18 protein-coding genes are annotated in these 19144 nt (G+C 37.1%); 9 read left to right on the forward strand and 9 right to left on the reverse strand.

Translation table 11 applies throughout. The annotated features are described in order from the left end of the window. Positions 1-23: 23 nt before the first annotated feature. From IGL98_RS14035 to fni, 6 genes are all read left to right on the forward strand, one after another. Positions 24-1082: an FUSC family protein gene (locus IGL98_RS14035; RefSeq protein ID WP_206911654.1), complete on the forward strand. Its 1059-nt coding sequence runs from the start codon at positions 24-26 to the stop codon at positions 1080-1082. Positions 1083-1121: 39 nt separating this feature from the next. Then, positions 1122-1757 carry a pentapeptide repeat-containing protein gene (locus IGL98_RS14040; RefSeq protein ID WP_206841839.1) on the forward strand — a complete coding sequence of 212 codons (636 nt, stop codon included), beginning with the start codon at positions 1122-1124 and terminating at the stop codon, positions 1755-1757. Between the two features lie 333 nt (positions 1758-2090). Next, positions 2091-3035: a mevalonate kinase gene (mvk, locus tag IGL98_RS14045; RefSeq protein ID WP_206841837.1), complete on the forward strand. Its 945-nt coding sequence runs from the start codon at positions 2091-2093 to the stop codon at positions 3033-3035. Beyond that, complete coding sequence (gene mvaD / locus IGL98_RS14050) at positions 3035-4033, forward strand: diphosphomevalonate decarboxylase (protein ID WP_206841835.1); 999 nt, start codon at positions 3035-3037, stop codon at positions 4031-4033. Before mvk ends, mvaD begins: the two co-directional genes overlap by 1 nt. Continuing rightward, positions 4030-5127 (forward strand): phosphomevalonate kinase, encoded by a 1098-nt coding sequence (locus IGL98_RS14055; RefSeq protein ID WP_206841834.1) that lies wholly within the window; start codon positions 4030-4032, stop codon positions 5125-5127. The genes mvaD and IGL98_RS14055 overlap by 4 nt, the downstream gene beginning before the upstream one ends. Continuing rightward, positions 5111-6157, forward strand: a complete 1047-nt coding sequence (gene fni, locus IGL98_RS14060; protein WP_206911655.1) for a type 2 isopentenyl-diphosphate Delta-isomerase — start codon at positions 5111-5113, stop codon at positions 6155-6157. The genes IGL98_RS14055 and fni overlap by 17 nt, the downstream gene beginning before the upstream one ends. Positions 6158-6199: 42 nt before the next feature. Here fni and IGL98_RS14065 read toward each other — a convergent pair whose 3' ends face one another. From IGL98_RS14065 to IGL98_RS14100, 8 genes are all read right to left on the reverse strand, one after another. Then, positions 6200-7060 (reverse strand): VOC family protein, encoded by an 861-nt coding sequence (locus IGL98_RS14065; RefSeq protein ID WP_206911656.1) that lies wholly within the window; start codon positions 7058-7060, stop codon positions 6200-6202. Between the two features lie 114 nt (positions 7061-7174). After that, positions 7175-7939 carry a type I methionyl aminopeptidase gene (gene map / locus IGL98_RS14070; protein ID WP_206911657.1) on the reverse strand — a complete coding sequence of 255 codons (765 nt, stop codon included), beginning with the start codon at positions 7937-7939 and terminating at the stop codon, positions 7175-7177. Positions 7940-7964: 25 nt separating this feature from the next. Beyond that, the gene (locus IGL98_RS14075) at positions 7965-8402 is read right to left on the reverse strand and encodes a GNAT family N-acetyltransferase (protein ID WP_206841827.1); all 438 of its coding nucleotides are present in this window, start codon (positions 8400-8402) and stop codon (positions 7965-7967) included. Positions 8403-8494: 92 nt separating this feature from the next. Next, entirely contained in the window at positions 8495-11092 is a 2598-nt protein-coding gene (adhE, locus tag IGL98_RS14080) for a bifunctional acetaldehyde-CoA/alcohol dehydrogenase (protein WP_206911658.1), read from the reverse strand. A 190-nt stretch (positions 11093-11282) separates the two neighbouring features. Continuing rightward, positions 11283-11600 (reverse strand): post-transcriptional regulator, encoded by a 318-nt coding sequence (locus IGL98_RS14085; protein WP_206841910.1) that lies wholly within the window; start codon positions 11598-11600, stop codon positions 11283-11285. 45 nt (positions 11601-11645) lie between these two features. After that, positions 11646-12017 (reverse strand): preprotein translocase subunit YajC, encoded by a 372-nt coding sequence (gene yajC / locus IGL98_RS14090; protein WP_206841825.1) that lies wholly within the window; start codon positions 12015-12017, stop codon positions 11646-11648. A gap of 82 nt (positions 12018-12099) precedes the next feature. Further along, a complete protein-coding gene (tgt, locus tag IGL98_RS14095) occupies positions 12100-13245 on the reverse strand; it encodes a tRNA guanosine(34) transglycosylase Tgt (protein WP_025873223.1) in 1146 nt (381 codons plus the stop codon). Positions 13246-13414: 169 nt separating this feature from the next. Then, positions 13415-14503, reverse strand: a complete 1089-nt coding sequence (locus IGL98_RS14100; RefSeq protein ID WP_206841822.1) for an iron-containing alcohol dehydrogenase family protein — start codon at positions 14501-14503, stop codon at positions 13415-13417. Between the two features lie 224 nt (positions 14504-14727). Between IGL98_RS14100 and IGL98_RS14105 the strand changes: the two genes are divergently transcribed. The 3 genes from IGL98_RS14105 (at position 14728) to IGL98_RS14115 (ending at position 18158) form a co-directional block, all read left to right on the forward strand. After that, positions 14728-16191 (forward strand): ABC transporter permease subunit, encoded by a 1464-nt coding sequence (locus IGL98_RS14105; protein WP_206911659.1) that lies wholly within the window; start codon positions 14728-14730, stop codon positions 16189-16191. Beyond that, positions 16184-16906 (forward strand): ATP-binding cassette domain-containing protein, encoded by a 723-nt coding sequence (locus IGL98_RS14110; protein ID WP_206841818.1) that lies wholly within the window; start codon positions 16184-16186, stop codon positions 16904-16906. The genes IGL98_RS14105 and IGL98_RS14110 overlap by 8 nt, the downstream gene beginning before the upstream one ends. Before the next feature lie 100 nt (positions 16907-17006). Continuing rightward, positions 17007-18158, forward strand: a complete 1152-nt coding sequence (locus IGL98_RS14115) for a pyridoxal phosphate-dependent aminotransferase (RefSeq protein WP_206841816.1) — start codon at positions 17007-17009, stop codon at positions 18156-18158. A gap of 72 nt (positions 18159-18230) precedes the next feature. Here the strand turns inward: IGL98_RS14115 and IGL98_RS14120 are convergent, their stop codons facing one another. Beyond that, positions 18231-18935, reverse strand: coding sequence for a recombinase family protein (locus tag IGL98_RS14120; protein WP_206841813.1), 705 nt, complete (start codon positions 18933-18935; stop codon positions 18231-18233). Positions 18936-19144: the final 209 nt, after the last annotated feature.

Consider the following 19144-nt stretch of genomic DNA (forward strand, 5'->3'; position numbering starts at 1 on the left):
CAACATTAATAAGGAGTGATGAGATGCAACATTCATCTTTTTTCAAAGAACTAACTACGTTTCATAAACCTCAAAAAGCACCTTTTCGCTTGATTGGTGCAGGCATTTGTATGGCAGTGCCATTATTCATTGGTTACTTTTCAAATAATTTACTGATTGGCAGTTTTGGCTCACTCGGAATTTTTACTTTCCTTTATTATCAATCACTCCCTTTGAAAGAGTTGTTGATCCGTTTAAGTGCTATTGGTGGATTTTTACTTTTGGGAAATCTAGTAGGGGTTCTTAGTACTCATATCCCTTGGGTTATCCCCATCGCAATTGCTTTGATCGCATTTTTGGCCAGAATTATTTTTAGGTTATACAGAATCGCTAAGCCAGGGGCTTTTTTTATTGTCATGGTAACCGCGATGGGCAGTGGAACTAAGATTCCTTTAGAGAAAGTCCCAATCATGATGAGTTATGTTTTATTAGGGGTTTTGACCTCTCTTGTTGTAGCTGTTATCTTGTATTTTGTTGAAGGAGAGTCTGTCGAGCCTGAAAAGAAAATTTCTTTACAAGAGCGGTTATACACGGATCCTGCCGCACTTCTTGATGCTCTGCATTATGCTGCTATTTTATTTTTAGCAACTTATATCAGTCAATCGTTGCATTTGACCAATACTTATTGGATGATTGTTTCATGTGCCGCTGTGTTACAAGGTGATAATTTACGAGCAGTCATGCATCGTAATATTCAGAGGATTTTAGGTACGATGATCGGTTTGTTGATCGCAGCTCTTTTGTTGAGTATTTCATTTACTTCTTTAGAAACCATTTTTCTGATTTGCTTTTTCTTTTTAACTGTAGAATTTTTTATTAGACGAAATTATGCGATCGCAAATTTTTTTACAACGCCAATGTCTTTGTTATTAGCAAATCTAGCCCGTCATCAATATTTAGTGAGTTTGCTGAATTATCGTTTGATTGGAATCGTTTTGGGCAGTCTTTTAGGGCTTTTAGGTGCATTTGTATTAACGACTTGTTTAAAATTTTATAATCGCGCGTATCAATTAGATGAAAATTTAGATAAAGAAACAGAATAATACGATCCACTCTACTATAATCATTTGGAGGTTTTATTTATGAAAATCAAAAAGCCCGTCGCCCCTTTACTGCCTAAACTAACTGAAACTGATTTTATTTCTTTAGATGATGAGCTCATTATTGAAGGCTTAGCATTGAAAGATCAAGATCTTAGTTATCAGGATGTACGCAATTTAGTTTTTAGAGAATGCCGCTTTGAAAAAATAACGATGAATCGGAATCATCTTGAACGTTTTGAATGTAGTAATGTAATTTTTGATCATTGTGACCTTTCCAATACTGAGTGGATCGGAGCTAGTTTTCACCAAGTTCATTTTCGTCAATGTAAGTTAACAGGAACAAATTTTGCTGAGAGTTATTTGCGAGATTGTTTTTTTGAAGATTGTTTAGCTGATTATGTTTCTTTTAGTGCCACGAATCAAAAAGTCGTTCAATTTCAACAAACGAGCTTGAATGATACTGAATTCGTTGAGATCACTTGGAATAATCTTTTGTTTGATAGCTGTCCATTAACTGGAAGTAATTGGTTTCATACGAAATTAGCTGGTCTTGATCTGACTAAGAATACTTTTGAAAGAATTGCCTTTTCCCAAGAGTTACTTCGAGGATTGACAGTCACGCAAGAACAAGCAATCACGATTGCAGCAGGATTAGGCTTAGTTATTGAAGACTAAATAGGAAGAAAGTTTGGAGCCGAGCTTGATATTTTAGCTCTAAGCTTTCTTTTTTTGCATACAAATATTAATGAGAAATTAATATTTTCCTTAATATAGAAACTAAACATTTTATTTCATATGCTTTTTTGGTAAACTAGTATAGCTTGGGAACTGTATATTAGCTTATATGGATGCTGTCTTGATCACTATTTTTGGTCTTTTGCTGGTAGGAATCGTTTATGGTACTCTTAATAAAATGAGTGTCAATTATGGTGTTCAGTTTAAGATTCTTGTGGTTTTACCTTAGATTACCACGCATTTGATATTTAAATAAAAGGACTGTTAATTAGAATGAATAAAGAAAAAACTGGTCATGGGCAAGCTTCTGGGAAAATTATATTGATGGGGGAACATTCTGTCGTTTATGGTGAACCTGCGATTGCTTTTCCGTTTCAAGAGACTTATATTTCAACAAAAGTTGAATCTGCCACTACTATGGTATTAGATTGTCATTATTTTTCTGGACAATTGTCAGAAGTGCCTCCTCAGTTGAAAAGTGTCAAAGAAGTCATCAACCAAACATTGAGTGTACTTCACCAAGAAAATACGACTTTTAAAATCACTATTACCAGTACAATTCCAGCAGAACGCGGAATGGGTTCAAGTGCTGCTGCGGCCGTTTCTATCGTTCGGGCATTATTTGACTATTTCGAGGTTCCTTGCACACAAGAAACCTTGCTTCCTTTAGTAAATCGCGCAGAAAAAATTGCCCATGGTAATCCTAGCGGTATTGATGCAGCGGCAACTAGTGGGAATGAATCACTATTTTTCATAAAAGGTCATCCATTAGAAACCTTTCCAATGAACGTTTCCAATGCTTATTTGATCGTTGCAGACACTGGTATCAAAGGTCAAACAAGAGAGGCTGTTAGTGATGTAGCTCAGCTTTTTGAACAAAACAAACAAAGCGTTTCACAACATATTACTGAGTTAGGCCACTTGACTAAGCTTGCAAAACAAGCTATTTTAACAGATGATGCTTATTCATTGGGAAAAATCATGAATCAAGCACACGTTCAGCTTAAAGCATTAACCGTCAGTAATGATCAATTAGATCATTTAGTCATTACTGCTCAGGAAAATGGCGCGTTAGGGGCAAAATTAACAGGTGGTGGCCGTGGTGGTTGTATGATCGCCTTAGCTGATTCTAAGGAGCAAGCGGTAAAAATCGCTAAAGCGATAGAGTTAGCAGGTGCAAAAGCCACTTGGATTCAATCATTAGGAGTGAAAAATTAATGTACGCTGGAAAAGCACGAGCCTATACAAATATAGCGTTGATAAAATATTGGGGAAAAAAAGATGAACGCTTAATATTACCTATGAACAACAGTCTTTCTTTAACATTAGATGCATTTTATACCGAAACAAGTGTATATTTTGATGAAACCTTGACGGAAGATAGTTTCTTTTTAGATGGAAAAAAACAAGATCTTAAGCAGACTGCCAAAATTTCTAAATTCTTAGATCTTGTTCGACAACAACAAAATCTGTCCCTATTTGCGAAAGTCGACAGTCAAAACTTTGTCCCAACAGCTGCTGGTTTAGCTTCTTCTGCCAGTGGTTTAGCCGCTCTCGCTGGCGCATGTAGTGAGGCGCTGAATTTACAATTAACTGAAACAGAACTGTCCCGCTTGGCTAGACGCGGCTCAGGATCAGCTTGTCGTAGTATTTTCGGTGGATTTTCTGAATGGCAAAAAGGCGAGTCTGATCAGACATCATTTGCCCAAATTATTCCTTCTGATCAATGGGAGGACGAATTAGCGATGCTTTTCGTTTTAGTCGATGATGGCGTAAAAGATATTTCCAGTCGTGATGGCATGAAACGAACGGTTGAAACATCAAGCTTTTATTTCGGTTGGCTAGAAAACGTCGAAGCAGACTTAGCCACAGCCAAAGAAGCAATCACAGAAAAAGATTTTAATAAGCTCGGTCAAGTCACTGAAGCAAATGGTTTACGCATGCATGGAACGACGTTAGCGGCCGTACCACCATTTACTTACTGGTCACCTGAAAGCTTAAAAGTTATGCAATTAGTGCGTTCAGCTAGACAAGTTGGTCTACCGTGTTACTTTACAATGGATGCTGGACCGAATGTTAAAATTTTAGTAGAGAAGAAAAATTTAGCTGCTTTAAAGAACTTTTTAGGAGAGCATTTTTCTCAGCAACAGCTGATTGCAGCATACGCAGGACCAGGAATAGAAGCTATTCCTGTAGAAAGGTCGGAAGAATTATGATAGAAGTTTCTACACCAGGCAAGCTGTTTATTGCTGGTGAATATGCCGTTGTTGAACCAGGACATCCGGCGATCATCGTTGCAGTAGATCAATTTGTAACGGTTACTCTTGAAACAGCAGAAAACGTCGGCAGCATTCAGTCTGCTCAATTTAGTTCACTACCTGTACGTTGGACGAGAAGAAACAATGAACTGGTTCTAGATATTCGGGAAAATCCCTTCCATTACGTACTGGCAGCAATTCGTTTAACAGAGAAATATGCGCAAGAACAATACAAAGAATTATCTTTTTACCACTTGAAAGTCACCAGTGAATTAGATAATTCAAATGGGCGGAAATATGGATTAGGCTCTAGCGGAGCTGTAACAGTGGCAACCGTAAAAGCATTGAGTCTTTTTTATGGTTTAGAGTTGTCTGAAGAAGAAATTTTCAAACTTTCTGCACTAGCTCATTTAGAAGTTCAAGGAAATGGTTCTTGTGGAGATATCGCGGCAAGTTGCTATGGCGGTTGGATTGCTTTTTCAACTTTCGACCACCAATGGGTCAATGAACAAGTTCAAAAACAAACTTTGACAACATTACTTCAAGCAACCTGGCCGAAATTAATGATCCAACCTTTAACGGTTCCAAAAAAACTACGTCTGCTGATTGGCTGGACTGGAAGCCCTGCTTCTACTTCTGATTTAGTCGATCAAGTCAACCAATCAAAAGAAGTACAAGAAACAGCGTACCGACAATTTTTGGACGACAGTAAAGCCTGTGTTGAAACAATGATTACAGGCTTCAATACAGAAAATATTCCATTGATTCAAGCACAGATACGAAAAAACCGTAAATTGCTCCAACAACTAACATCGATCACAGGTGTTACGATTGAAACCCCTGCCCTTAAAAAATTATGTAATTTAGCTCAAACTTACGGCGGTGCAGCGAAATCATCTGGTGCAGGCGGGGGCGATTGCGGAATTGTCTTGTTTAAACAAAAATCGGGTATTTTACCTTTAATGAGCTCTTGGGAAAAAGAAGGCATCACGCCTTTACCATTACATGTATATTTTTACGGAAAGCAGGAAAAAGATGAATCGAAAAGATGAACATATCTCTTTGGCTAAAGCCTTTCATAAAGACAAAACCAATGACTTCGACCAAATTCGTTTTGTTCATCATTCATTTTCAGAAATAGCAATGGATGACGTTGATATTTCAACCTCTTTTCTTGATTTTTCCTTTAAACAGCCATTTTATATCAATGCTATGACTGGTGGTAGCGATCGCGCGAAAGAAATCAATCAGCAATTGGGCATCATCGCTAGAGAAACGGGTGTGATGGTGGCGACAGGGTCAGTCAATGCCGCTTTGAAGGATCCTAATTTGGCAGATACTTATCAAATCATGCGTAAAGAAAATCCTGACGGGGTAATTCTAGCAAATATTGGCGCTGGACTTTCTTTAGAAGAAGCCAAAAAAGCGGTCGATCTTTTTCAAGCTGATGGACTGCAAATTCATGTGAATATTCCGCAAGAGTTAGTAATGCCAGAAGGTGATCGTGACTTTCATGGTTGGCTAGATAATATTGAAGATATTGTTTCTCATTTGTCTGTTCCGGTTATTGTGAAAGAAGTTGGTTTTGGCATGAGTAGTGAAACAATCGAGCAATTAGTCTGGCGTGGTGTCAAAGCGGTTGACGTTAGCGGACAAGGTGGAACAAGCTTTACCCAAATCGAAAATGCCCGTCGTAAAAAACGGGAGCTTGGCTTTTTAACTGATTGGGGGCAATCAACGGTCCTCTCTCTATTAGAATCCGTGAATTGGCAACGCGACCTAACAGTTTTAGCGTCTGGTGGTGTTCGACAGTCACTAGATATCGTCAAAGCACTTAGCTTAGGTGCTAAAAGTGTTGGTGTGGCTGGAACTATTTTAAATCAGTTAATGACAAATGGTCTTGATGAAACGATTGAACTTGTTCAACAATGGGAAGATGAACTTAAACTTTCATATACATTACTTGGTAAAAAAACGACAGCTGAGCTGACAACGACAGATATTATTTTTTCTAGTGAGATCATTCATTGGTGTGAAAGTCGTGGGATTGCTTATCAACCGTTTGCTAAGAGAAGTAAATAAAGAAAAGCAGATTGAGCTTAAATGCTCAGCCTGCTTTTTATCTTACCCTTTATACGCTTGTCTCAATGCAGATATATCAATTCGTTTCATTTTATATAATTCCTGCATCACGCGATACGCTCTATCTGGATCAGAATTATCGAATAACTCATCCATATCCGTCGTAACAGTTTGCCAACACACCCCGTACTCATCTTCCATCCAACCACACGGCCATTCTTTTCCTATAGCCGTGACAGCCTCCCATAACCGATCGATTTCAGCTTGATCTTTACAATAGACATAAAATGAAGTTGCCATCGTAAACGTAAAATCATGATCCTCACCACTATCCATTACTCTGAACGGTTGTCCATGCATCGTAAATAAAGCTTGCGCAACAGTGCCATCTGGATTTTTTTGGACATATTCTACATTACCTTCACCAAAAATCTCAATCCATTGATTCATCGCCTCTTCTGCTTTTCCAAACTGTTCTCCAGTAAATAAAAAGCTTGGTGCAATAGATTGCGGCGTTTCTGATAAGACCAACTGCCATGAAACACCATACTGGTCTTTTAACCAACCGTATTTCTTGCTGAAAGGATACGTCCCAAATTCCATCAGTACTTCTCCTTTATGGCTTAATGTTTCCCATAACTTGTTGATTTGCTCTTGTGTCTCACATTCTACAAAAAAAGAAATTGCGGGTGTAAAATTAAATTCCGGCCCGCCATTCAACAAAATAACTTCTTGACCTGCAAGTGTCAACGCTATAGTCAACACTGATCCTTTAGGTTGATGTTCACTGTCTACATAGTAATCAACCTTATTGATTTTACTTTGTTCAAATGCGTTCACATAAAATTCAGCTGCTTCTTCTACTTTTCCATCAAACCATAAACATGGAGAAAATTTGGACATCTTTACTCATCCTTTCTTGAATAGAATAAATCTGATAATTTAACTCCATTATATACATCAAATGATTTATTTGAAAAAGCAATGCTCGTTATTATTTTTGAACGATGTTTCACTCTAGTAACTGCCTTCTTCTCCTTGCGAGGTCAAAATCACCGGTCCTTCTTTTGTAATCGCTAAACTATGTTCATACTGGCAGCTCAAACTACCATCTTTTGTCTTGGCAGTCCAACCATTTGGCTCCATTTCCATTTGCCACAAACCAGCATTGACCATCGGTTCAATCGTTATTGTCATTCCCTCTTTTAGTCGTAACCCCTTTCCAGGTTCCCCGTAGTGGCCAAAAAATGGTTCTTCATGAATCGTTGGACCAATACCATGTGCTATAAAATCTCGAACAACACTGTAGCCTTCTGACTCCACATACGTTTGAATGGCATGACCGATATCACCAACGCGCTTGCCTACTTGCGCTTGCTCAATGCCTAAATATAAAGCTTTTTTAGTGACTTCCATTAAATGTTTCGTTTCATCTGTTGCTTCCCCTACTGAATAAGCCCAGCAAGAATCTGAAATAGCACCATTTAAGTCAATACACATATCAACCTTGATTAGGTCTCCATCTTTTAATATCTTTTTCCGAGGAAAACCATGGCAGATTTCATCATTGATACTACAGCATGTTGCGAATTCATAGTCTTCAAAACCAATTTGGGCAGGTATTCCACCATGACTCTCAATATAATGCCGAACAAATACTTCGATATCCCAGCTTGTAATTCCAGGCTTAATAAATGTTCGTAATTGTTTGTGTACATCTGCTAATAAGGCCCCTGATTCCTTCATTTTATCTATTTCTCTTTTTGATTTTAATGTAATCATTTGTATCCTCTTTTCATGATTTGATTTATTTTGATTGAAACAATTTTCTGAAATTCACTTGGTTCTTCACTCTCTCATATCCTTGATGTTCATAAAATTTGTGTGCTTCGGTTCGTTCAACTCCTGAGTTTAGGCGAATCCCTTGTGCACCGTTTTCTTTTGCCCATTCTTCTGAGTAGTTCAATAGTGATTTCCCTACGCCCTTTCCATGCAGGTTTTCACCCACCACAAGTGCCATAACATTCATCAGATTGGGTCCATAGGTACAAACATATTCACTTAACTGAACGTAACCAACTACGGTTCCATCTATTTCTTCTACAAATAATTTATTGACAGGTGATGAAAGTAGATAGCTCAACTGTTCTTTAGCATCTTCAAGTGGATATGCATGATTTAATGGATACGTATTTAGTTGATTGATTGCTTCGATATCTTCTAGTTTTGCTTCTCTAATCGTCATTATCTATCCCTCCGTCTTTGATTACCATCATTATACTCCTTTTCATAAAAAAAGAAGAGTAACTTTTCAGCTACTCTTCTCACTTTATTCAATTAACCATTGTAGGCATCAATGATGATTTGTTTCAATTCACTGATCAACGGTTCTTTTGGATTTGCTGTTGTACATTGATCTTCATAAGCTAGTTCAGCCATATGATCAACAGTTGAATCAAGAATCTCTTGTGTAACACCTTGTGCTTTCAAGTTCATATCGATTCCAACAGATACACCTAAATCGTAAACTGCTGTTGCTAATGCATCCACTAATTCTGCTGTATTTTTTCCTTTCAGACCTAAGAATTTCGCAATATCAGCGTAATCTGTGTCTGCACGGAAGTAGTCATATTTAGGGAACATTGCATGTTTTGAAGGATCTTTGGCATTGTAACGGATAATATGCGGTAATAAAATCGCATTTGTACGTCCGTGAGGAATCCCATATTCTCCACCAATTTTATGAGCTACTGAGTGACAAATTCCTAAGAATGCGTTGGCAAAAGCCATACCAGCCATTGTTGATGCGTTATGCATTTTTTCACGACTTTCTGCATCTGGACGTTTCACTGAGTTTTCTAAGTGTTCAAAGACTAATTTGATTGCTTGTAAACTTAATCCACGCGTGTAATCAGAAGCCATTACTGAAACGTAAGACTCGATCGCATGTGTTAATACATCCATACCAGTATCCGCTGTTACAGAAGCTGGAACTGACATAACAAATTGTGGATCGATAATCGCAACATCTGGCGTCAATGCATAATCAGCTAATGGATATTTTACATGAGTTTCACTATCTGTAATAACCGCAAATGGTGTTACTTCTGAACCAGTACCAGATGTTGTTGGAATACATACAAATTGAGTTTTAACGGCTTTTTCAATTTTGTACGTACGTTTACGAATATCTAAGAATTTTTGTTTTGCACCAAAGAATTCTGTATCTGGATGCTCATAAAACATCCACATGCCTTTAGCTGCGTCCATTGCAGAGCCGCCACCTAATGCGATAATTGTATCAGGTTCAAAATCAACCATGACTTTTGTTCCAGCATACACTGTGTTTGTTGATGGATTTGGTTCTACTGCTGAGAATACTTCGATTTGAACGTCATTTTTACGTTTTTGTAATTCTTTGCGAACCGTATCAGCATAACCAAATTGAACCATTCCTGGATCACAGACGATCATAACACGTTCAACATTTTCCATTTTTTGTAGATATTGTAATGAATTTTTTTCAAAGAAAATTTTTGGCGGTAATTTAAACCATTGCATATTATTTCTCCGTTTCGCTACAGTTTTGACATTGATCAAGTTGACAGCAGATACGTTTTTAGAGACTGAGTTTTTACCGTAAGATCCGCAACCTAATGTTAATGAAGGAATCATTTCGTTATAGATATTACCGATCCCACCTTCAGCAGATGGAGAGTTTACCAAGATACGGCAAGCTTTCATGCGTAAACCAAATTTCACTTGTAGATCTTCATCTTCTGTATGGATCACAGCTGTATGCCCCAATCCACCTAATTCAAGCATTGCTTCACATAGGTCAAAGGCATGATCTGTATTTTTTGCTTTCATCATGGCTAAAACTGGAGATAATTTCTCACGAGAAAGTGGATATTCAGCGCCTGCTCCTTCAAGTTCAGCAATTAAGATTTTCGTGCCTTTTGGTACTTTGATACCTGCAAGTTCTGCGATATGTTCAGCAGAATAACCAACGATTGCTGGATTAACGGCATATTTACCTTCGTTCATGACAGCATCTTCTAGTTTTTGTAATTCGTTTGGTTTAACAAAATATACTTGATGTGCTTCAAATTCAGCTTTTACAGCTGCATAAACTTCATTGTCTACGATCACAGCTTGTTCAGAAGCACAGATCATACCATTATCAAATGATTTAGAAACGATCAAGTCATTGACTGCACGTTTGATTTTCGCTGTTTTTTCAATATAAGAAGGAACGTTACCTGGTCCAACACCTAAAGCTGGTTTACCAGTTGAGTAGGCTGATTTCACCATAGCACTACCACCAGTGGCTAAAACGATCGCAATTCCAGGATGATTCATCAAGCCTGAAGTAGCTTCTAATGAAGGTTGTTCGATCCATTGTACACAATTTTCTGGAGCACCTGCTTTAATGGCTGCGTCACGAACGATACGAGCAGCTTCTGCAGAACATTTTTGTGCGCTTGGATGGAAAGCAAAAACGATTGGGTTACGTGTTTTAATAGAAATCAATGCTTTAAAAATGGTTGTTGATGTTGGATTCGTTGTTGGTGTAACACCACAAACTACTCCGACTGGTTCAGCGATTTCAATCAAGCCTGTTTGGTCGTCTTTATTAATAACACCTACAGTTTTATCATGTTTGATGCTGTTCCAGATATATTCAGAAGCGTACATATTTTTGATTGCTTTATCTTCATAAATTCCACGGCCAGTTTCTTCAACTGCCATTTTTGCTAGAGGCATGTGTTGATCTAAAGCAGCCATTGCCATTTGGTGCACAATGTGGTCAACTTTTTCTTGATCGAAGTCTTCCATTTCTTTTAAAGCGACATTTGCTTTTTTTGCTAGCTCGTCGATCATTGCTGATACATCAGTCGTTTTGGTATCTTCTTTCTTCATTGTTTTAGCCATTGTGATCCTCCTAGAAAAATAAATGTTTTATTTTTTGTTTGTTAACTATTTCACATACACATCATACAACATTATTTTTCTCTTGTAAATAGTTTTATTGTGATTTTTTTCACATTAAATTATATTTTTACCTACCCCGCAAAAGTAAGCGCTTATTATTATACAAAAAGAAAAAAAGAACCTATCCGTATTAGAATAGATCCGTCAAGTCTTGCCAATCTTTAATTGTTAAACTACTTGTTTGTGCAATCAACTGCTGATAATCAAAAAATTCATTTGGCTCAATATGTAAAATGTCTTCCCGACACGCTTTGATCGATGATGGAGCTTTCTTTTTCCAACGATAAGAAACAAGATAGTTCATCAATTCTGTTTCATTAACCGATGAATAACCAAGTTGCTGAAAAGATCGGCATTTGATTTTTAATTCTTTTTTCAATAAGAACTTTTGATGCCACGATAGCTTTTCGATGGTTCTCCCCCTCTTTCTAAAGAATGACCTCTCTATTTTTCTTATGTGTTTTAGAAAGAAAAAATTCCAGCAAGCTGGAATTTATTCTTTCGTTTCGTTGTTTTCAGAAGTTTCTGTTACAGTTGGTTCTTCAACCACTGTTTCTTCCTTCGTTTCAACTACAGTTACATCATTGTCATTTGCAACAACTGTACCTGGCTTAACTGTTTTGATTGCTGCACGATCAAATTCAAGGATAATTCCTTCACAATCGATCAGTACAGTTTTTTTGTCATTGTCGATTTCAGAGATTACACCATGTAATCCGCCAATCGTTACAACGTCATCGCCCACTTTCATTGCATCTAAAAGTGTTTGACGTTCATTTTGTTGTTTCTTTTGCGAACGAGTCATAAAAAACATCATTCCTGCTAAAAGAATTAATGGTAAAATAAACGAAAGTCCTCCGCCCATTATCTATTCACCTCTCTATCCTATAATCACTAGTTTACTGTACCAAAATTTCTTGTACAACACTAGTCTTTTGATTGATTTTTTAGAAACTTTTCGCATTCTCTTTATTGAAGCCATATTCTTCAAAAAAGGCTTGTCTAAATTCCAGTAAATTATCATCCATGATTGCTTGACGAACTTGTTTCATCAAATTAAGTAGGAAATATAAATTATGGTACGACGTTAAACGAATACCAAATGTTTCATCCGCTTTAATCAAATGACGGATATAAGCACGAGTATAGTTTTTACAAGTATAACAATCACATTTCTCATCCAACGGACGAAAATCTCTTGCGTACTGCGCATTTTTAACAACTAGACGCCCCTTAGAAGTCATACACGTTCCATTTCTAGCAATTCGAGTCGGCAACACACAGTCAAACATATCGATACCACGAATCACGCCATCAATCAATGAATCAGCTGTTCCCACACCCATTAGATATCTTGGTTTATTATCAGGAATCAAAGGCGTTGTAAAATCTAGCACACGATTCATTTCAGCTTTAGGTTCACCAACTGATAAGCCACCAATAGAATAACCTGGGAAGTCCATACTGATCAAATCTTTGGCGCTTTGACGACGTAGATCTTCATACCCAGCACCTTGAATGATTCCAAATAAGCCTTGACGGTCTGGATTAGCATGAGCTTTCAATCCACGTTCTGCCCAGCGTGATGTACGCTCGATTGATTTCTTCACATAATCATAGCTTTCGTCAAACGGTGGACATTCATCAAAACTCATCATGATATCAGAGCCTAGATTATTTTGGATATTGATGGCTTTTTCTGGTGAAAGGAATAATTTAGACCCATTTAAATGATGTCTAAAATGAACCCCTTCTTCTGTGATTTTTCGCATATCACTTAATGAGAATACTTGAAAGCCACCAGAATCTGTTAAAATCGGTTGATCCCAATTCATAAACTTATGTAAGCCGCCAGCTTCCGCAATCAAATCATCTCCGGGACGAAGCCATAAATGATAGGTATTGCTTAGAATCACTCCGGCTCCCATCTCTTTCAAGTCTTCTGGTGACATGGTTTTTACTGTCGCTAACGTTCCTACAGGCATAAACATCGGTGTCGGAAAAGTACCGTGAGGCGTGATTATTTCTCCTAAACGGGCACCTGTATGTTTTTCTTTCTTTATTAAACGATAACGAATGGCTGGTTCTGTCATTCATTCTCCTACTTTCTTTTGTAAATTTACACTTTCCTCATCATACTTTTTTTTGTTCGTATTTGCAAGGTTTTACGGGCTTTCTTTAGGATATCCTTAGAACAATAAAAACTGGAGAACAGCGTTCAAAAACTCAGGTCTCCAGTTCTTTTGATATTTTCACCTTCACTTATTTACTGCTCATCGCTGCTTCAAGTTCGATCATTGCTGTTTTTACAATTTCTGGCGTGATCTTTTCTTTCATATAATGAATGGTTTCGTGCGGCTCAGCAGCACGTTCAGCAACACGCTGATAATCATCCTCTGATAAACACATCTTCATTTCCTTTAATGAAGTAGGTAAATCAAGACTGCGGTAAAACGGAATTAGTTGCTCGATTTCTGACCATTTATTTTCGATCACTAACTGAACCAAAACACCATACGCAACTTTATTGCCATGAAGTTGGTGGTGGCTCTCTGGTAAAATAGTCAATGCATCGTGAATTGAGTGAGCCCCTGAGGTTCGACCGTAATCATCACCGAATCCACCAACCATCCCGCCAAGTAAAATATTCGTTTCTACAACATTTAAAAAGGCTTGATTGATTTCTTTTTCTTTCATAGCATTGAGCGCTTCTTGACTGTCCGCAAGTAAAACATCTCGGCATTTTTTAGCTGCGTATGCAGATACCTGGATCTCGATCGGCTGTACTGATAATTGTGAGATCATTGCATCTGCTTCATACCATTTAGCCACAGTATCGCCGATCCCTGCGATCATCAACTCGATTGGTGAATCCAAGATCACTTTAGGCTCAATCAACACTAATGCATTACTTTTAGCAAAGACATCATAGCGATCCATAGCACTATCATTTTTGTATATCACACTTAATGGTGTATACGCAGCACAGGTTGCAGCTAGTGTTGGTAAAATCAAGATAGGCGTATCACATTGATTCGCTACAGCTTTACCTAAATCTGCAATTTTCCCACCTCCAACAGCGATGATTGCTTCTAATTGCTCGTGTTCAAACATTTGCTTTAACGCTATCGTCTGCTCATCCGTACATTCTCCGCCATAATAGACAAAGTGTGCATCTATATTCATTAGTGTAGGAAAATACGGTTTCGCCGCTTCCCATGAATCTTTCCCATGTAAAACCATTACTCGTTTGATCTTTCTTCTATTTAAATGTTCTTCTAAATCATCCCACGCACCAACCCGGCATTCATATTCTTGCGGCGCTCCTCTTACTATCAATGATTGATTCATTCTTCTCGACCTTTCATTTTTTACTAATTTTTATGCAAAAGTGAAATTTTGTAAATTCTTTGATAAAATTCACTTTTCCTTTCCCTTAATCTATGATATGATAAAACACATCCAAAAACAATAAATTTTTATACATTTATACGTGATTTTTAGAATATTTATTGAAAAACTAAGCAGTTGTACTTACTCAACTGTTATTACTCTATTATAAAGGAGAAGAACAAATGAAATTATGTAAAAAAACCTTAGCACTTATTATCCCTATATTGCTGGTACTACTCACTTTTATCTCGGTAACTACAGCAATCGCCGAAGAACCAGATCCAGTCTACGACAGCATTATGAAACGTGGTGAACTAATCGTTGGGTTGTCTGCTGACTATGCACCGTATGAATTTCATGCAGATGTTGACGGTAAAGACCAAGTTGTTGGTTTTGACATCTCAATTGCACAAAAAATCGCAGATGATCTTGGCGTTAAATTAAAAATCGAAGAATTGGGTTTTGATGCATTATTAGGTGCATTGAAAACTGGCAAAATCGATTTGATTATTTCAGGTATGGCACCAACACCTGAACGACTGCAAGAAGTTAATTTTTCGACTCCTTACATGACTGTCCAACAAAAAGTTGTTGTTAGAAAAGCGGACAAAGATCAATTTCAATCAACAAAAGATTTTGATGGTATAAAAGTTGGCGTTCAAAAACAAACTACCCAAGAAGAGTTAGCGAAAACAGAACTTGTTGGTTCGATTCCAACTTCTCTACAAAAAGTACCAGACATCATCATGAATTTAAAAAATAAAAAAGTTGATGCTGCTGTTTTGGAAGGCCCCGTTGCTGAAGCTTATGTTGATCGTGATCAAGAATTGACATTTGCAGATGTTTCATTTGAACAAGGTCAAAAAGATGCAGCTGTTGCGATTCCTAAAAATGCACCTATTTTAGAACAAAAAGTCAATGCTTCGATCAAAACGATCAATGATAATAATTTATTAGATGGTTATAAAAAAGAAGCCGGTAAATTAATGTTTACAGATGATGAAAGCTTCCTTGGAAAATACGGAAAATTCTATATCAGCGGTGCTGGTTACACCATTTTCTTAGCCTTTATGGGCGTATTGTTTGGTGCTATTCTGGGTGGTTTACTAGCATTAATGAAATTATCTAAATCAAAAATTTTACGTGGTATCGCTATCTGCTATATTGAATATGTTCGTGGTACTCCTTTATTAGTTCAAATTTTTATCGTTTATTTCGGTACAGGTGTTCTAGGTCTTGATTTATCGAAAATCGCTGCTGGTTGTATCGCTCTTGCATTAAACAGCGGTGCTTATGTTGCTGAAATCGTTCGTGCCGGAATCAATGCCGTCAACAAAGGGCAATTAGAAGCTGCACGTTCTCTTGGTATGAATCAACCGCAAGCAATGCGCTACATCATTTTACCGCAAGCAATCAAAAACATCTTACCTGCTTTAGGAAATGAATTTGTCACTGTAATCAAAGAATCTTCTGTCGTTTCGGTCATCGGAGTTTCGGAATTAATATTCCAAGCCGGCAATGTTCAAGGAGCTAGCTTTAAACCATTCTTACCATACCTTGTGGTATCATTGATTTACTTTGTTTTAACCTTTACTATTTCACGCCTGTTAGGTGTTGCTGAGAGGAGAATGAGCACTAGTGATTAATATAAAAAACTTGCACAAAACCTTCGGAAAAAATGAAGTCTTAAAAGGCATCGATTTAGATGTAAAAGCTGGAGAAGTGGTCGTAATCATCGGCCCTTCTGGTAGCGGAAAAAGTACCTTCTTACGTTGCTTAAACTTATTAGAACAACCAACAGACGGAACGATCGAATTTGAAGGCAAAAATTTATTGGATAAAGATACAGATATCGATGCTCTTCGCCAAAAAATGGGGATGGTATTCCAAAATTTCAATCTATTTCCCCATAAAACAGTTTTAGATAATTTGACGATCAGTCCAATCAAAGTCAAAAAAGAAACACCAGAAAAAGCGAAAGAAAAAGCTTATGCTTTATTAGAACAAGTTGGTTTAAAAGATAAAGCTGCAAGCTACCCTTCAAGCTTATCTGGTGGGCAACAACAACGAGTAGCGATTGCTCGTGCCTTAGCAATGAATCCTGATGTAATGCTCTTTGATGAGCCAACATCTGCACTTGATCCAGAAATGGTCGGTGAAGTTTTAGCTGTTATGAAAGCTTTGGCAGTTGAAGGAATGACGATGGTCGTTGTAACACACGAAATGGGCTTCGCCCGTGAAGTAGCCGATCGTGTGATTTTCATGGATGCAGGAATTATTCAAGAAGAAGGCACTCCTGAAGAGATTTTTGGTCAACCGAAAAACCCAAGAACTCAGGATTTTTTAAGAAAAGTTTTATAAAAATCGAAAGAGGACCGAGCAAGTATAAACAAACTTGCTTGGTCCTCTTAAAAAAATAGTATAGAATAATAAAGAGCAACAAGTTATTGGAGGTAAAAACATGAACCGTTCAAACATTGCAAAAAAACATCAGCAACCTGCTGAGAATATCTTGATGGACATCGCTACATTAGCAAAACAAGTACCCGATTTACTGGATTTATCGATTGGTGACCCAGATTTGATTACAGATGAACGAATCATCGAAGCGGCTTTTACAGACGTTAGAAATGGTCATACAAAATACACTGCTTCTGGTGGTAGTCAAGAATTTATTGATACCGTAGTGAATTTTTATCAACAACAATATGGCTTATCCTTTGAACCCGGCCAAGTTCGTGCAACAGTCGGTGCATTACATGGTATGTACCTAACATTACAGGTTTTGCTTGATCCTGAAGATGAAGTAATCATCCATGAGCCTTATTTCTCACCGTATAAAGACCAAGTACTATTTGCTGGCGGTCAACCAGTATTTATTCCAACTTATGAAGAAGATGGCTTTCAAATCAATATCGATGTATTAAAAGCTGCTATAACAGATAAAACAAAAGCGATTATTATCAATTCACCCAATAATCCGACAGGCGCTGTTTTTTCTCCTGAAACGTTTAAAGCAATTGCTGATTTAGCCATTGAACATGATTTTTATATTCTCTCTGATGAAGTGTATGAGGCTTTTTGCTTCTATGATGATTTCGTCCCAATGGCGACTTTTGCTCCTGAAAATACGATTACGTTCAGTAGTTTCTCAAAAGCATTTGCGATGACCGGCTGGCGTATCGGCTATATGATTGCACCTGATTATATCAATGATGCTGCGAAATTGATCAATGAAAGTATTACTTACTCTGCGCCAAGTCCTTCTCAACAAGCAGGTATCTATGCTTTAAACCATTCTGAACTATTAGTACCGACAGTTGTTTCTGTTTTTAAAGAAAGACTGGAATATCTAGAACAACGAATTGCTAAGATTCCATTTCTTTCACTGCATCCAGTCAAAGGCAGTATGTATGCATTCATTAATATCTCTAAAACGGGCCTAACTTCTGTTCCATTTGTTGAAAAAGTCTTAAAGGAAACAAATGTATTGATGATTCCTGGAAAAGCCTTTGGCGAAACAACTGGTGATAATTATGTACGTTTAGCAGCAACACAAGATATAGAGGTTTTAAAAGAAGCCTTTGATCGAATCGAAAAAATGACTTTTTAACCTAAAATAGTTTTGCTTTTTCCTATCATATCACTGGAAAAAGCAAAACTATTTTTATTCAATCATTCATTACTACTGTTCACTATCTGATAAAGTATTATAGAGAATAACTAATGTTGAAACAACACAAACTACGATTTGAATCAGTATATTATCCGAAAAATTCTCAGTAATTTTGATTGTAGCAATTGCCAAAAAGAAGCAAATTGCTAAGACCACTGCTAATTTCACTCGTTTAAATTCTTGCTGGATCCGATAAATCGTCTCAACCGGCACTCCTTTTTGTTTAGCAATGGTTCGTAGTTTACTCTTTCCAACCAATTGCCACATGACATCACGATATAATTTTTTAGCCTCTGAATCTCTACTAAATACAGAGTACGTTTCTTTATTTTGATTTTTTTCTTGCTTTAACTTTAGTTTGATTAAACGCGGATGTAGTAACTGGTCATTACGATTTACCCATGAAAGTACTTCCCGCCAATCATTCAACGTTAACTCTAGTGAGGTCAATACAACTAAATCTAGCTCTAAATCTTCCAGTTCATTCAAAAATTCAAGCAATTGCTGATAGTCTCTTGAGATGACTTCTAAAAAAGCAATTACTAAACAATCACCAGGTTCCGTATAATTCAGCAACCTCTGATAGTCACTCTCAGGATCTTGAAGTATTTCATAGTTATGATCGACATCTGAAAAAATCTCTTCTAGTTCATAAGCTTCTAAAAAATCAAATTGCTGATTTAATTTATTTCCACGAGCATAGCCTAAATTCATTGTTATCTACTTCCTCGTTTCATTGGTTTAGTCTCTCGTTCATTTGAAAACTTGTCAAATTTTGACTTTTCTTTATTCGGTGTAAATTGTCGCTTGATAGTAGATTTTGAAGAAGAATTTCGCCTCTCAAGTTGAGCAACTTTCTTTGTTAACTCTGTATTTTTTTGCATGATAAAAATAAGTAGTAGACTGTGAATTAAACTAATTAT

Source organism: Enterococcus sp. DIV0840, from assembly GCF_050527835.1.
Classification (GTDB): domain Bacteria; phylum Bacillota; class Bacilli; order Lactobacillales; family Enterococcaceae; genus Enterococcus_L; species Enterococcus_L ureasiticus.